Source organism: Pseudomonas sp. S1_G07 (assembly GCF_054668565.1).
Genome location: NZ_CP162778.1, coordinates 2,931,471 through 2,946,256, shown reverse-complemented (window position 1 = coordinate 2,946,256; position 14,786 = coordinate 2,931,471). Strand labels below are relative to the sequence as shown.

Sequence of the window (14,786 nt, the reverse complement as noted above, 5' to 3'; positions counted from 1 at the left end):
CAACCTTGCAAAGGGATGCATTCAACAATGCACGTCCCATTCAAGCAATTGGCGGCTGCCACCCTGTTCGCCGCCAGCTTTTTCGATGCTGACTTCGCCCGCCTTCGCCAACATCACGCCTGAGCAAAGCCCGGCGATTCTCAAACAGCTCAACGAAACATCCGTCGCACATAGGGCAAGGCAGACCTGAAAACCCTGCGCGACCAGTAGATCGTCACTGAAATGTCTGGGGCCTATCGGACCACTGTCCAAGCGCGCCTGAAAAACCTATGCATAAGCAAAAAAAATGTACAGCTTTTTCGAAACGTGCCGATAGAGGTAATAAGGTGTCTAAGCGTGGCGACGCGCACCACTGAAGCAACCGAACAAGCTGCCGGGATGATTACCCGGTAAGTATAAAAATTCATAGACCTCTTCCATCACGCAGAGACATATCAATCCGCGGATGATAAGCAAAAAAGACACTTAAATATCGCAGTACCTTCAGGCCATTTTAAAATTAAAAACATAATGGTCGGTATTCATGTACGACGTGCCGTTCCCCCATGCCCGAAACAAATAGCCCCCCATATACATGCCACGGACAGGCACGTTTCAGGAAAGAAGACCATGTTCAATAAGCTAAGTATTTCGCAAAAACTGTATTTGAGTTTCACGGCCGTCGTTGTATTAATCGGTATGCTGGTGGCGAGTGCCTATAAAGGCTTCGAAGCAGTAGAAGATGCAACAACCAGCAACGTTCATACCTATCAGGTCATCAGCGCAGCTCAGTCTGCGCTAGAACAGTTGATCAACATCGAAACGGGTATGCGTGGTTTCGCCATCTCTTCAACAGATGCGTTTCTGGAACCTTTGGTTGCCGGCGAAAAGCGCTTTTCAGAGCAACTGGATTTGCTCAAACGGTTGACCGCGGATAATCCGGTACAGCAGCAACGGTTGGCGTCCTTGGGTGACACGCAAAAGCGCTGGATCACTGAAGACGTCGATCCCATCATCGCCTTGCGCAGAAGCCTGACCGCGCGCAACCTGCCCGACGATGAACTGGACACTCGCATCACCTCCGGTGCCGACAAGGCCAAAATGGACAGCATGCGGGGCACCTTGGCCGACATCACCGCTACCGAGGCCGCTCTGTTGGCGGCAAGAAGCCAGGAAATGGTCGATGCCAAGCAACTCGCCCTCACGATCCTGATCCTGGGCGGAGCGTCGGCGGCAGTGCTCTCGTTGATTCTGGCGGCGACGCTGGGGCGCAGCACCACCCGACGCCTGCAATTGGCGATTGATGCCGCCACTGCGATTGCCAACGGTAAACTCGATACGGTGATCGACACCAGCAGCCACGATGAGCTCCCCAAAGCCTTCGACCGCATGCAAAAGCGCCTGCGTGAAATGATTCAACAGATCAACCAGGCCGCCAACCAGCTGATGGTCTCTGTGCAACAAATTTCCGGAGCATCGGAGCAATTGTCCGGTGCGATTCAGGAGCAGTCGACTTCGGCGTCGATGATGGCCGCCACCATCGAAGAATTGACCGTCAGCATTCATCACGTCTCCGAAAACGCTGATGAGGCCCACCAGCTCGCCAGTCGTTCGGGCCAGCAATCCAAAGACGGTGCGCGGGTCATCGAAAATACGCTGACCAGCATGAACGACATTGCCAGGACCGTGCAGCACTCCTCTACCCAAGTCGCAGGGCTGGGCCAGCACTCCGAGCAGATCTCTTCAATCATCAGCGTGATTCAAGGCATTGCCGATCAGACCAACCTGCTGGCACTCAACGCCGCCATCGAGGCTGCCCGGGCGGGCGAGCAAGGTCGCGGGTTTGCCGTGGTGGCCGATGAGGTACGCCTGCTTGCGCAGAACACGGGCAAATCGACGCAAGAGATCGCGGTCATGATCGAGAAAATCCAGGCAGGCGTGCGGGATACCGTTGAAAGCATGCGCGGCGGTGTTCTGGAAGTGAATCAGGGCGTGGAAACGGCAGGTACCGCGGGTCAAGCGATCATCGAAATTCGTGACAGCTCGGACAAGGTACTGCACGTGGTCGATCAAATTTCGTTCGCCTTGCGTGAGCAAACCGCAGCCAGCCAGGACGTCGCCCGCAATGTCGAGCGCTCGGCACAAATGGCGGAAACGAACAACGTTTCAGTCCAGGAGTTGCTCAAGACCAGCAGTGGGTTGAAGAACCTTGCCACCAGCCTTCAGCAGGAAGTAAGCAAGTTTCAGTTGTAATAATGGGCGGGCCTGTTGATTTAGACCGTTCTTACCACTCGGTCTTGTCGAATACGCAGCAGCCGCACTGAGTCACACGTTCCGGCTTGTCACGAGGTACATGGGGAATTTCAATCGGCCCCACGTGGCATCACTGCGCCCTTGTGACAGCCCCGCACTTGTTGAGGGGCTTTGCCAAGCGCGCAGGAGCATCCACGCTGCCAGTGTACCCGGTGATGCTGAGCCAAAAAGACGCCGAGCGTCCCTTTCATTAAATCGCAGGCAAGAAAAAGCCACTCTATTGAGTGGCTTTTTCTTAATAATTGGAGCGGGAAACGAGACTCGAACTCGCGACCCCGACCTTGGCAAGGTCGTGCTCTACCAACTGAGCTATTCCCGCAAATGGCGTCCCCTAGGGGACTCGAACCCCTGTTACCGCCGTGAAAGGGCGGTGTCCTAGGCCACTAGACGAAGGGGACACGCTACTGAAACACATGGTGTGTATTTCAGTGCCCAGAGGCCTCATCCGAAGACGTGGCCCTGGTTTCACTCAATGCCGCCCGAGGGCCGCACTGCTTAAAATTTGGAGCGGGAAACGAGACTCGAACTCGCGACCCCGACCTTGGCAAGGTCGTGCTCTACCAACTGAGCTATTCCCGCATTGGCGTCCCCTAGGGGACTCGAACCCCTGTTACCGCCGTGAAAGGGCGGTGTCCTAGGCCACTAGACGAAGGGGACACACGTACAACATTCACTGCCTACCGCGTTTCGCTGTGTGCTTTACGCTGTAAGTGGCGCGCATTCTATGGATGGATTGAAAGGTCGTCAACCCCCAAGGATAAATTTATTTAAATCAATGACTTCGCCCCCGTTTACCGACCCGCTCGGGCATTCTGCCCGTTCGGACGTTGGCGCCTATATTCTGGCGCCCGACAAGACGCTATAGTTCGCCCCAGCAAATGATGGCAATGTGCATCCAGACAGGAACCGGCAACCTATATACCTATATAGAAGAAACTACCTCGGCAACTGGTCGATCAGACCTATCCGATAGCTGACCCAGTCACTACACTCCACTGTAAACCCTATAAAGAGGTCACACCGGTGACACCACTCATGATCACCCTGCTGGTAATAGCCGGGATCGCACTACTGATCGCCATTGGCTACATGAACCACGTGGTGGAAAACAACAAGCTGGAAAAACAGCGCACTCAGATCGAGCTCACTGATCGCCTGCGTCGTTGCGGTGAAATCACCGAGACGTTCCCTGGCCAGTTGATGACCCCGGCGCTCAAGCTGTTGCTCACCCGTCTGGAACTCAACGTCAACCAGCGCCTGTTGAACCTCAACAAGACCAGCGCATCTCTCAAGGCGCGTATCGCCGAACTGAATACACTGGTGGCCCAGGGCGAATCCATCCCGGTGAACAACCCTCCGGCCCCGATCCAGACCGAAGCCAAGGCCAAGGATGTACGTTTCCTGCTTGAAGCCCTGCACGGCCAAGTCACCCGTGCTGCCCAGGATGGTTTTCTGCCAACCAACGAAGCCAAGCACTGGATCAAGGAAATTCGCCATATCCTCGTGCTGCTGCATATCGAGTTCTTCAATAACCTCGGCCAGCACGCCCTGCAGCAAGGCCAGCCAGGCCAGGCACGCCTGGCGTTCGAACGCGGTGTGCAGTACCTGCGCAAGCAGCCGGAGCCGGTACTCTATACCGCGCAACTGCAGCAGCTGGAAGGCCAACTGGCGCGCGCCAACTCAACGGTACTGGCGAACAGCCAACAGGCGGTAGAAGAAGTCAGCGAACTGACCGAAGGTATGAAGGAAGTCGAGGCCGACGCCGAGTGGAAAAAGAAAGTCATCTACGACTGATCACCGTGCCGTGGGCATGCCTGGTGTGAACGGGCATGCCCACTCACCACAGACAAGCGCCTCCCCCTTTGATGCCATCATTTTGCATCTATCCCCCCGCTCACGACTAGCGTAAAAAAGTGCCCCTTACTCCCTGAAGTTAGAGGCCCGCCATGCCTGTCGCCGTGATTGATGGACAACCGTTGCACTATGTCGACCAGGGCAGCGGCCCTGCCGTCCTGCTGGGCTCAAGCTACCTGTGGGGCTGCGACATGTGGGCACCGCAGATCGAGGCACTGTCGTCAAAGTACCGCGTGATCGTGCCAGAGCTGTGGGGGCATGGTGAATCCGGCCCGTTGCCCGAGCGCACCCAATCCCTCGATGACCTCGCGCGCCAGGCCCTGGCCCTGCTCGATCATCTGGACATCGCGCACATCAACCTGGTCGGCCTTTCGGTCGGCGGCATGTGGGGCGCGCGCCTGGCCTTGCAGGCCCCGCAGCGCATCAACAGCCTGGTGCTGATGGACACCTACCTCGGTGCCGAGCCCGAGGCCACGCGCCAGTACTATTTCTCGCTGTTCAAGATGATCGAAGACACAGGTGCCATCCCTGAGCCCTTGCTGGATGTGATCGCACCGATTTTCTTCCGCCCGGGCATCGACCGCGAATCGGCACTGTACCTGGGCTTTCGCACGGCCTTGCAGGGGTTTTCCCGGCAACGCCTGCTGGACAGCATCGTGCCCCTGGGCCGCTTGATCTTCAGCCGCAAGGACGTGCTCGACCAGCTACCGCGCCTGGACGCCGACACTACCCTGGTGATGTGCGGCGAGCAGGACCAGCCTCGACCTGCGGCTGAATCGCGGGAAATGGCCGAGCTGATTGGCTGTAGCTTGACCTTGATCCCGGACGCCGGGCATATATCCAGCCGGGAGAACCCCGACTTCGTCAATGAAGCGCTGCTGACTTTCCTCGCCAACCACGCCTGATCCCCCCTTTGATCGCCGTACCTTGGCGGCGATCAAAGGCGGAAGTGCCCCACCATGCCTTTAAGCTCCGCCCCCAACTGCGCCAGCTGGATGCTCGACGCAGCGTTGCCCTGCATGCTCAGCGCCGACTGATCGGCACTCGCGCGGATACTGGTGACGCTGCGATTGATCTCTTCGGCCACTGAGCTTTGCTCCTCGGCGGCGGCGGCGATCTGCTGGTTCATCTGCTGGATCAACGAGACCGCGGCGGCGATGCTGCCCAAGGCACTTTCGGTTTCCAGGGCATCGCTGACCGCCAGCTTCACCAATTCGCCGCTTTGCTGGATCTGCTGCACCGAAGACTGCGCTGCGCTGCGCAAGGTGCTGACCAGCCGCTCGATTTCTTCGGTCGACTGCTGGGTCCGCTTGGCCAGCGCCCGCACTTCATCGGCAACCACGGCAAAGCCACGGCCCTGTTCACCCGCGCGGGCGGCTTCGATGGCGGCGTTCAAGGCCAGCAGGTTGGTCTGCTCGGCCACGCTTTTGATCACATTCAAGACCACGCCGATATGCTGGATCTCTGCACTGAGGCTTTCAATGCTGGCGCTGGCACTGGTGCTGGAGGTGGACAGCAATTCGATGCGCTGCAAACTCTGGCGGACCACCTGCTGGCCGCTGTCGACCTTTTCGTCCGCCGTCTGCGCGGCTTGCGCGGCCTCTTCGGCGTTGCGCGCCACATCGTGCACGGTGGCGGTCATCTGGTTCATCGCCGTGGCCACCTGCTCGGTTTCTTCCTTCTGGCTGCTGACCTCGACATTGGTCTGTTCGGTAACGCTGGACAACGCATGGGCCGAATTGGCCAATTGCTCGATGCCGGCTTGCAACCCGCTGACCATATGGCTCAAGCCATTGCCCATCTGTTGCATGGCTTGCATCAGTTGGCCGATTTCATCCCGGCGGCTGACCTCCATGCGCCCGCTGAGGTCCCCAGCGGCAATCCGCTGCGCCACGGCGATCACACTGCGCAGCGGCGCAACGATCAAACGGGTAATCCCCCACGCCGCAATCAACCCCACCAACAGCGCCAGCGCCGAGGATCCCATGATCAGCACCGCGCTTTTCTTCAACTGTGCCTGCATCGATTGGTCTTCGGCGTCATATGCCTGGTTGACCCGGCTGACCACCTGCTCCGCTCGATCATGCAGTTGCTTGTAAACCACTTTTTCCTGGGCCAACAAGCCGGTGTATTCGCCCAGTTTTTCACTGAAGGCGGCGATATGCCCCGAGACTTCATTAAGCACGGTCTGGTAGCCAGGGTCCTTGACCGAGGTTTTCAGCTGCTCGACCTGGGCCAGGGCCTGGTCGGCCTGTTCGATCTTGCCCTGCTCGGTATTCTCTTCGTCCGTCTTGCGGCTTTGGTCCAGACGTACATGGGCTTCGTTCATGGCTTGCAACATCAGGCGCGAAACCTGGCTGACCTGCCCCGACTGCGCGATAAACTCGGCGCCCTCCTTGCCTTGGCTTTCCTTCAAGCCATAGGTGCCATCGTCGGCCAGGCCGGCTTGCAACACGTCGAGGTTATTGGCCACGCTGGACACCGACCAACTGGCCATTTCCAACGCCAGGTCTTTGGTCTGGGTCAGTTCGACAAACTCATCGAACGCCTTGCGGTAGGCGGCCAGGGCCTGTTCGACGTCGGTCATGACCGGCCCGTTGGCCGCAGACCGGACCTTGAGGCTGGCCGCCTGAGCCGCCAAGGCATCGACGCTTTCATGCAGAGCATCGACGGCCTTGGGGTCGGCGTGCAGCGCGTAGTCCTGCTCGATCAGACGCACCTTGAGCAAGCCACTGTTGAGCGACGCCATGGCCTTGAGGCCTTCGAAACGCTGGCCAACGGTTTGCAGGGACCACACCCCTATGGCCGCGACCAACGCCGTCAGCAGCAGCACCAAGGTAAAGCCCAAGCCCAGTTTTTTCGCCATACCGAGGTTGGCGAAACGTCGTTGCACGCCCGAAATCATTGCACTTGAACCCTCTTGCAATGGCAGATGCCATCAAGCCCGATTTACATAAGCGAGATTGGCAACGTCAAGGCCCTGAACACAAGCCGTTGGCGCCGGAATAATGGCAAAAAGCTACATGCTCGTCGTTTTCAGAATGGTCGAGGTCGATCTGGCGGGCCCCATGGCACGAAACAATGCCAAAGCCCGATGATCAGCAGCATAGGCCACATTGATGCGCAGCCACTCACTTTGTTCGCCCGTCGGGCTGAACAGCGCCGCCGGCGACACCAGCACCCCCAGGCGCCGGGCACTCGCCTGCAACCGCGACATCTCCCTCGCCCCCGGTCGTGCCCACAGGAACATGCCGCCGGCGGGCACGGCGAACACCTCCCACTCTTCGTCCTCCAGCACCTGCAAGGTAGCCGCCATTTCAATGCTCAGGCGCTTGCGCAGGCGTTGTACCCACTTGCGATAGGTGCCATTGGCCAACAGCATGGCGACCACCGCCTCGGCAAACCGCGAGGTACCGAACCCGGTCAAGGTCTTGAGGCTGGTCAGTTGCGCAATGATCGCACTGCTGGCGCAGAGATAGCCCACGCGCAACGCACTGCTCAAGGTTTTGGAAAAGCTCGCCACGTAAATCACCCGATCATCATGGGGCAAGGCCGACAGTCGCGTGCAACTGGCGTGTTGCAGGTCACCGTAGACGTCCTCTTCGATGATCAGGAAGTTTTCGCGATGGGCCAGCTCCAGCAAACGTTCGGCCACCGCAAGGCACAGGCTGGTGCCGGTGGGGTTGTGATACAGGCTGTGGATGAACAGGCACTTGGGGCGATGCTGGCGCAACAGTGCTTCCAGCGCCGGGATGTCCGGACCGCCACGGGTGCGCGGCACCTGCAACAGGCGGACGCCCTGGAACGCCAGTTGTCGATAAAGGTTGGCATACCCCGGGGTTTCGACCACCACGCTATCACCGGCCCTGAGCAGCGAACGTATCAGCAGGTCCTGGGCATGGCTGGCGCCTGCGGTCGTAAGAATGCGATCCAGGCTGGTGGCAATATGGATTTGCGTCAGGCGCTTGAGCAGTTGCTCACGCAGTACGGGCAGGCCCAATGGCGTGCTGTAGTTGAACAGGCCGCAGGTGTCGGTGCGGCTGACCTCGCGAATCGCATAGCTGATGTCATCGCTTTCGCGCCAGGCATCCGGCAGCCAGCCACAGCCCAGTTTCAACTCCCCCAAGGGGTTATCGGCAAAGACGCCCCACCCCTGCTCCGCGCCTTCATACCAATTGCCTTCATGCAAGGCCGGCGGCTGGGCCACCACAAATCCCGAGCCCTGCCGGGGCGCCAGCAAGCCCTGGGCGACCATGCGTTCGTATGCTTCGATCACGTTGGATTGGCTGAGCAGATTATCGAGGGCCAGCTGGCGAATGGATGGCAAGCGCGTACCGGGACTCACCCCGTTCTTGCGAATCCATTCCGCCACTGCGCTGACGATTTGCTGCACCACCGGTACAAGGGCTTGTCGATCGATCCCTAAATCCATGAGCCACTCACTTCAACTGTCTGTTATCAACCCGAAGAGTTAAGCACAGAAGCCGTCGACAACCGGTCGCAAAGATTTATTAAAGTATTGATTTTATTGGGTTATTTACCTAATGACACATATTCGGTCACGGCCTTTTGCCAGCTCTGGAAAAGCCTCACAGCACCTCAGACATTTTCGAATAGGGTACGGCGCCAGGTCCTAGATCGCCGTCGCGCCACCGTCCACAGCCAAGGCTTGGCCCGTGGTGAATGCCGCGCCGTCGCTGCACAGGTAGAGCACTGCGCTGGCGATCTCCTCAACCTTGCCAATACGCCCGACCGGGTGCATCGCGGCAGCGAATTCAGCCTTGCGTGGGTCGGCTTCATAGGCGCGCCGGAACATATCGGTGTCGATCACCGCCGGGCACACGGCGTTGACGCGGATGTTCTTCTTCGCATATTCGATGGCCGCCGACTTGGTCAGGCCGATCACCGCATGCTTGGAGGCCGCATAGATGCTCATCTTCGGCGCCGCGCCCAAGCCCGCCACCGACGCGGTATTGACGATAGCCCCACCGCCCTGGGCCAGCAGCAGCGGCAATTGGTGCTTCATGCACAACCACACGCCCTTGACGTTGACGCCCATGATGGCGTCGAACTCATCCAGGGTGCCCTGCGCCAGCTTGCCCTTCTCGATCTCGATGCCGGCGTTATTGAAGGCATAATCCAGGCGCCCGTAAGCGCTGAGGGTCTGCGCCATCAATTGCTCGACCTCTGCTTCCTGGGTCACATTGCAGCGCACGAACACTGCTTCGCCGCCCGCCTGCTGGATCAACGCAACAGTCCCCTCGCCACCGGTCACATCCAAATCGGCAACCACGACCTTCAAGCCTTCGGCGGCAAACGCCAGCGCGGTGCAGCGGCCAATACCGGCGGCGGCGCCGGTCACCAGGGCGACCTGGCCGGAAAACGTCATGCTCATGGGCAGTTGTCCTATGGGAGAAATAAGCGTGGCTGGAGTCTAGCCAACGCCGGGACTCACGCGTCAGCACTATCAAAAGGCCGGTTAGTGCTGCATGAGTGCGGGTGATAAGGCCACCGGGCTGACTATCCATGACGCCTATCGACGAGCATTCGCCGTCCTCTACTAAGCTTGCCCGCAGGCGGACGAAGGTCTATCACTCTTGATTCATTTCTAAAGAGTGCCTGCCATGACCACCCAGACCAACCGCCAATTCCTGCTCGCCAAACGCCCGGTCGGGGCCGCCACGCGGGAAACCTTCACTTACCAGGAAGTACCGGTGGGCACGCCCCAGGACGGGCAGGTGTTGGTGCGCAATGAATACCTGTCTCTAGACCCGGCCATGCGCGGCTGGATGAACGAGGGCAAATCCTACATTCCCCCTGTGGGCATTGGCGAAGTGATGCGTGCGCTGGGCGTAGGAAAAGTGATTGCTTCGAACAATCCGGCCTTCGCGGTCGGCGACTACGTGAATGGCGCCCTGGGCGTGCAGGATTACTTTCTTGGCGAGCCGCGCGGTTTCTACAAGGTTGACCCCAAGCTCGCGCCCCTGCCGCGCTACCTGTCCGCACTGGGCATGACCGGCATGACGGCCTATTTCGCACTGCTGGACACGGGTGCGCCGAAGGCGGGAGAAACCGTGGTGATCTCCGGCGCGGCCGGGGCGGTGGGCAGCATTGCCGGGCAAATCGCCAAGCTCAAGGGTTGTCGCGTGGTGGGCATTGCCGGCGGTGCCGACAAGTGCAAGTTCCTGGTAGATGAACTGGGCTTCGACGCCGCCATCGACTACAAGAACGAAGACCTGCCCGCCGCCCTCAAGCGTGAATGCCCCAAGGGCGTGGATGTGTATTTCGATAACGTTGGTGGCGACACTCTCGACGCGGTGCTCAGCCGCCTGGCACTGAAGGCACGGGTGGTGATTTGCGGGGCCATCAGCCAGTACAACAACAAGGACGCCGTGAAAGGCCCGGCCAACTATTTGTCACTGCTGGTCAATCGTGCACGGATGGAAGGTTTTGTGGTGATGGATCACGCGGCGAACTTCGCCGCCGCCGGGCAGGAAATGGCCGGCTGGATGGCGCAGGGCAAGCTCAAGAGCAAGGAAGATATCGTCGTGGGGCTGGAGACATTCCCGGAGACGCTGATGAAGCTGTTCAACGGCGAGAACTTTGGCAAGTTGGTACTCAAAGTCAGCTGAGCCGCCCTGATCTAATTGCGCGAGCAAGCCCGCTCGAAGACTGACGCAATACCCCTGTGGGAGCGGGCTTGCTCGCTCCCACATTTTTACAGCGTACGCCTCAGCTCTCAGGCGATCTCGGCTACAACGGCCGCCAACGCCTTGGCCGGATCGGCCGCCTGGCTGATCGGACGGCCGATCACCAGGTAGTCGGAGCCTGCGTCCAATGCCTGGCGCGGCGTGAGGATACGGCGCTGATCGTCCTGGGCGCTGCCCGCCGGGCGAATGCCGGGGGTGACCAATTGCAGCGACGGGTGGGCGGTCTTCAGCGCCTGGGCTTCCAGCGCCGAACACACCAGGCCATCCAGTCCGGCTTTCTGCGCCAGGGCGGCCAGGCGCAATACCTGCTCCTGAGGCTCGATGTCCAGGCCGATGCCGGCCAGGTCTTCGCGCTCCATGCTGGTCAGCACGGTCACGCCGATCAGCAATGGCTGGGGCCCGCTGCGCTGTTCCAGTATTTCGCGACAGGCGGTCATCATGCGCAGGCCGCCGGAGCAGTGCACGTTGACCATCCACACACCCATTTCGGCAGCGGCCTTGACCGCCATGGCGGTGGTGTTGGGAATATCGTGGAATTTCAGGTCGAGGAACACCTCGAAGCCTTTGTCGCGCAGGGTGCCGACGATTTCCGCAGCGCAGCTGGTAAACAGCTCCTTGCCGACCTTGACCCGGCAAAGCTTGGGGTCCAATTGATCGGCCAGCTTCAGTGCGGCGTCACGGGTAGGGTAATCCAGGGCGACGATGATAGGAGTCTGGCAGACGGACATTGGAATGAGCTCTCAGGCAAGTCGAAATCGGCGCGGATTGTAGCGCAAGCGACGCCATTGCGGGATCCGATGATCGGTAAATCCTGATCAACCGCCTTCTGGCGGGCATGTCGGGTATTTATTTCAAAGCCGATACATTCACGACATGCCCACAACATGCCCTGCCGCTAGTCTCGCCCGCACGCCCCACCGACCAGCACTTCCAGCCATGGGGCTGGGCGCCTATGCTGACCGCAACAACCAGGCAGATGATCGCACTATGCATACCCCTTCCGTCCCTGTGAACGACGAGCAAAAAGGCGCGGTAATCGCCGACGAAAAGCGCTGGAACACCCGCGCACTGATTGTCGACGACGACGTGCCGATCCGCGAACTGCTGATCGACTAACTGGCCCGCTTCAATATCCTCGCCATCGGCGTGACCGACGGCACCGCGATGCGCCTGGCCATGCAGGCGGAAACCTTTGATGTGGTGGTGCTCGACCTGATGTTACCGGGCGAGGACGGCCTGACGCTGTGCCGCTGGCTGCGCGCCGAATCGGACATCCCGATCCTGATGCTCACGGCCCGTTGCGAACCGACCGACCGCATTATCGGCCTGGAGCTGGGGGCCGACGATTACATGTCCAAGCCGTTCGAGCCCCGCGAACTGGTGGCACGTATCCAGACGATCCTGCGCCGAGTGCGTGATGACCGTACCGAACAGCGCGCCAATATCCGCTTCGACAACTGGCGGCTCAACAGCGTGCTGCGCCAACTGGTGGCCGACGATGGCCTGGTGGTGCCGTTGTCCAACGCCGAGTTCCGTCTGCTGTGGGTGTTTATCGAGCGCCCGCGCCGAGTATTGAGCCGCGAGCAATTGCTGGACGCGGCCCGTGGCCGCTCCATCGAGGCGTTTGATCGCAGCATCGACTTGCTGGTGTCGCGCCTGCGGCAAAAGCTGGGGGATGACCCCAAGGCTCCCCAATTGATCAAGACCGTGCGTGGCGAAGGCTACCTGTTCGATGCACGGGATATCGGCTGATGCGAGCGCCCTTCAACACGCTGTTCGGTCGGCTGTTCGGCGTGTTGCTGGTGGCGATCATGCTGGCCCATGTGTTGGCATTCTTCTGGTTTCACCATTACGGCCACCCACCCCCGCCGCCGCCTGACCGCTTTATCGAGCAGCCGGACGGCACCCTGGTGCCGATGCGCGAGAAGCACCCGCGCCCCTGGTTTGGCGGCCCGGTGGTGCCGCTGACGTTTCAGTTTTTCTCGCTGATTATCGCCGCGTGGTATGGCGCCAAACTGCTGAGCCGGCCGATCCGGCGCCTGAGCGAAGCGGCCGAGCGCTTGAGCCTGGATCTCGACAGCCCGCCGCTTGACGAATCGGGCCCGCGTGAGGCGCGCCAGGCCGCCTCGACCTTCAACCTGATGCAAAAGCGCATCCGCGAGCAGGTCAGCCAACGCGCGCGCATGCTCGGCGCGGTCTCCCATGACCTGCGCACCCCCTTGTCACGCTTGAAACTGCGCCTGGAACAGATCGAAGACAGCAAGCTGCAAGGCCAGATGCGCCAGGACCTGGACGACATGATCGGCATGCTCGACGCCACCCTGAGCTACCTGCACGAACAGCGCACCAGCGAAACCCGGCACTGGCTGGATGTGCAGGCACTGGTGGAGTCAATCAGCGAGAACGCCCAGGACCACGGCTCTGATGTGCAATGCGCCGGTACCTGCATACCGCTGCAGGTGCAGCCAATGGCCCTGCGCTCATGCCTCAACAACCTGATCGACAATGCCTTGCGTTATGCAGGCACCGCCCGCGTGGAACTGGAGGACAGCCGCGAAGCCCTTGTGATCCGCGTGATCGATCACGGGCCAGGGATTGCGGCCGATAAACGCGAGGCGGTGTTCGAGCCCTTCTATCGCCTGGAAGGCTCACGTAACCGCAACTCCGGCGGGGTCGGCCTGGGCATGACGATCGCCAAGGAAGCCGTCGAACGCCTCGGCGGCCGCGTGAGCCTGGAAGAGACGCCGGGCGGCGGTTTGACTGCGGTGATGTGGCTGCCCCGCACCTGAAAGGCCAACACAGAATCAAACTGTGGACGAGACCTGCTGCCCACATTGACCGCTGCCCGCCGGTTACAGCGGTTTGTCTTCTCGATGGCCCTGGGCCTGGGTCGCGCTCCAATCCATCAGCAGGCTGTAGGCCACCGCCAGCAACGTCGGGCCGATGAACAGGCCGATAAAGCCAAAGGCGATCAGGCCACCGAACACCCCGAGCAGCACGATCACCAACGGCAGGTTGCCGCCACGGCTGATCAGGTAGGGCTTGAGCACGTTGTCCACGCCGCTGATGACGAATGTGCCCCACACGCCGAGGAACACCGCGTAGGTGTAGTCGCCCTTCCAGGCCAGCCAGGCGGTGGCTGGAATCCACACCAACGGCGGGCCCATGGGGATCAGGCTGAGCAGAAAGGTCACGATCCCCAGCACCAACGCGCCCGGCACGCCGGCGATCAGGAAGCCGACCAGCGCCAGTACGGCCTGGGCGGCGGCGGTACCGATCACACCGTTGACCACCCGTTGCACGGTACCTGCCACCAGTTCGATGTAGTAACCGGCACGCTCGCCGATAAGGCGCTGCAACAGCCGATGCACGAACATCGCCAAACGCGGGCCATCCCGGTAGAAAAAGAACACGAACACCAGGCTCAGGGTCAGTTCGAGAATACCGCCGCCGATCTGCGCGCTGCGCGCCAGCAACCAATTGCCCACCTGCCCCAGGTACGGTTTGATGCTGACCATCAGCGCCGCGCCCTGCTGGTCGATGCTGTTCCACATGCCGACCAGACGTTCCCCCACAAAGGGCAGCGAGCCCAGCCAGGTCGGGGCCTCGGGCAGGCCGTCGACCTGGATGTCCTTGATCAGCGCCACCGCGTCGCGCACATGGTCGGCCAGGTTGAATCCCAGCCATACCAACGGCACCGCGACCAGCAGCATCCAGCCCAGGGTCAGGATGCCGGCCGCCAACGATTCACGACCGCCCAGCCAGCGCGTCAACAGCACCATCAGCGGCCAGCTGGCGAAGGCCAGTACCGCGCCCCAGAACAGCGCCGACCAGAACGGCGCCATCACCCATAAACTGGCACCGAACAGCACCAGCAGCAGGATTTGCACCAGCAGGCGATCGTTATTGAGCATGGGGTATCTCGAAAAG

Annotated in this window: 10 protein-coding genes, 4 tRNA genes and 2 pseudogenes; 6 read left to right on the top strand and 10 right to left on the bottom strand. The window is 60.4% G+C overall.

Annotated features, from left to right (window positions below; all coding sequences use genetic code 11):
• The first annotated feature begins 609 nt into the window (after positions 1 to 609).
• A complete protein-coding gene (locus tag AB4O05_RS13605) occupies positions 610 to 2,232 on the top strand; it encodes a methyl-accepting chemotaxis protein (RefSeq protein ID WP_460137066.1) in 1,623 nt (540 codons plus the stop codon).
• A 303-nt stretch (positions 2,233 to 2,535) separates the two neighbouring features.
• On the opposite strand, the gene AB4O05_RS13600 is transcribed toward AB4O05_RS13605, so the two are convergent.
• From AB4O05_RS13600 to AB4O05_RS13585, 4 genes are all read right to left on the bottom strand, one after another.
• Positions 2,536 to 2,611: transfer RNA gene (locus AB4O05_RS13600), tRNA-Gly, on the bottom strand.
• A gap of 3 nt (positions 2,612 to 2,614) precedes the next feature.
• Positions 2,615 to 2,690 (bottom strand) — tRNA-Glu (locus AB4O05_RS13595).
• Between the two features lie 105 nt (positions 2,691 to 2,795).
• A tRNA-Gly gene (locus AB4O05_RS13590) sits at positions 2,796 to 2,871 on the bottom strand.
• 2 nt (positions 2,872 to 2,873) lie between these two features.
• Positions 2,874 to 2,949: transfer RNA gene (locus tag AB4O05_RS13585), tRNA-Glu, on the bottom strand.
• Between the two features lie 366 nt (positions 2,950 to 3,315).
• Between AB4O05_RS13585 and AB4O05_RS13580 the strand changes: the two genes are divergently transcribed.
• On the top strand, positions 3,316 to 4,086 hold the full coding sequence (locus AB4O05_RS13580; protein ID WP_460137067.1) for a hypothetical protein: 771 nt from the start codon (positions 3,316 to 3,318) through the stop codon (positions 4,084 to 4,086).
• A gap of 152 nt (positions 4,087 to 4,238) precedes the next feature.
• Positions 4,239 to 5,051 carry an alpha/beta fold hydrolase gene (locus AB4O05_RS13575; RefSeq protein WP_460137068.1) on the top strand — a complete coding sequence of 271 codons (813 nt, stop codon included), beginning with the start codon at positions 4,239 to 4,241 and terminating at the stop codon, positions 5,049 to 5,051.
• Between the two features lie 32 nt (positions 5,052 to 5,083).
• Here AB4O05_RS13575 and AB4O05_RS13570 read toward each other — a convergent pair whose 3' ends face one another.
• The 4 genes and pseudogenes from AB4O05_RS13570 to AB4O05_RS13555 form a co-directional block, all read right to left on the bottom strand.
• Positions 5,084 to 5,926 (bottom strand): methyl-accepting chemotaxis protein, encoded by an 843-nt coding sequence (locus tag AB4O05_RS13570; RefSeq protein WP_460164908.1) that lies wholly within the window; start codon positions 5,924 to 5,926, stop codon positions 5,084 to 5,086.
• An 18-nt stretch (positions 5,927 to 5,944) separates the two neighbouring features.
• Positions 5,945 to 6,133 (bottom strand): annotated as a pseudogene (locus AB4O05_RS13565) (HAMP domain-containing protein); the annotation flags it as partial.
• A gap of 1,032 nt (positions 6,134 to 7,165) precedes the next feature.
• Entirely contained in the window at positions 7,166 to 8,578 is a 1,413-nt protein-coding gene (locus AB4O05_RS13560) for an aminotransferase-like domain-containing protein (protein WP_460137069.1), read from the bottom strand.
• 201 nt (positions 8,579 to 8,779) lie between these two features.
• The gene (locus AB4O05_RS13555) at positions 8,780 to 9,541 is read right to left on the bottom strand and encodes an SDR family oxidoreductase (RefSeq protein ID WP_460137070.1); all 762 of its coding nucleotides are present in this window, start codon (positions 9,539 to 9,541) and stop codon (positions 8,780 to 8,782) included.
• 229 nt (positions 9,542 to 9,770) lie between these two features.
• Here AB4O05_RS13555 and AB4O05_RS13550 point away from each other — a divergent pair, with 229 nt between their 5' ends.
• Positions 9,771 to 10,778 (top strand): NADP-dependent oxidoreductase, encoded by a 1,008-nt coding sequence (locus AB4O05_RS13550; RefSeq protein ID WP_460137071.1) that lies wholly within the window; start codon positions 9,771 to 9,773, stop codon positions 10,776 to 10,778.
• 107 nt (positions 10,779 to 10,885) lie between these two features.
• On the opposite strand, the gene pyrF is transcribed toward AB4O05_RS13550, so the two are convergent.
• The gene (pyrF, locus tag AB4O05_RS13545; RefSeq protein ID WP_460137072.1) at positions 10,886 to 11,584 is read right to left on the bottom strand and encodes an orotidine-5'-phosphate decarboxylase; all 699 of its coding nucleotides are present in this window, start codon (positions 11,582 to 11,584) and stop codon (positions 10,886 to 10,888) included.
• Positions 11,585 to 11,843: 259 nt separating this feature from the next.
• Between pyrF and AB4O05_RS13540 the strand changes: the two are divergent.
• Positions 11,844 to 12,608: pseudogene (locus AB4O05_RS13540) on the top strand (response regulator).
• A complete protein-coding gene (locus tag AB4O05_RS13535; RefSeq protein WP_460137073.1) occupies positions 12,608 to 13,645 on the top strand; it encodes a sensor histidine kinase in 1,038 nt (345 codons plus the stop codon). Before AB4O05_RS13540 ends, AB4O05_RS13535 begins: the two are co-directional and overlap by 1 nt.
• A gap of 63 nt (positions 13,646 to 13,708) precedes the next feature.
• Here AB4O05_RS13535 and AB4O05_RS13530 read toward each other — a convergent pair whose 3' ends face one another.
• The gene (locus AB4O05_RS13530) at positions 13,709 to 14,770 is read right to left on the bottom strand and encodes an AI-2E family transporter (protein ID WP_460137074.1); all 1,062 of its coding nucleotides are present in this window, start codon (positions 14,768 to 14,770) and stop codon (positions 13,709 to 13,711) included.
• Positions 14,771 to 14,786: the final 16 nt, after the last annotated feature.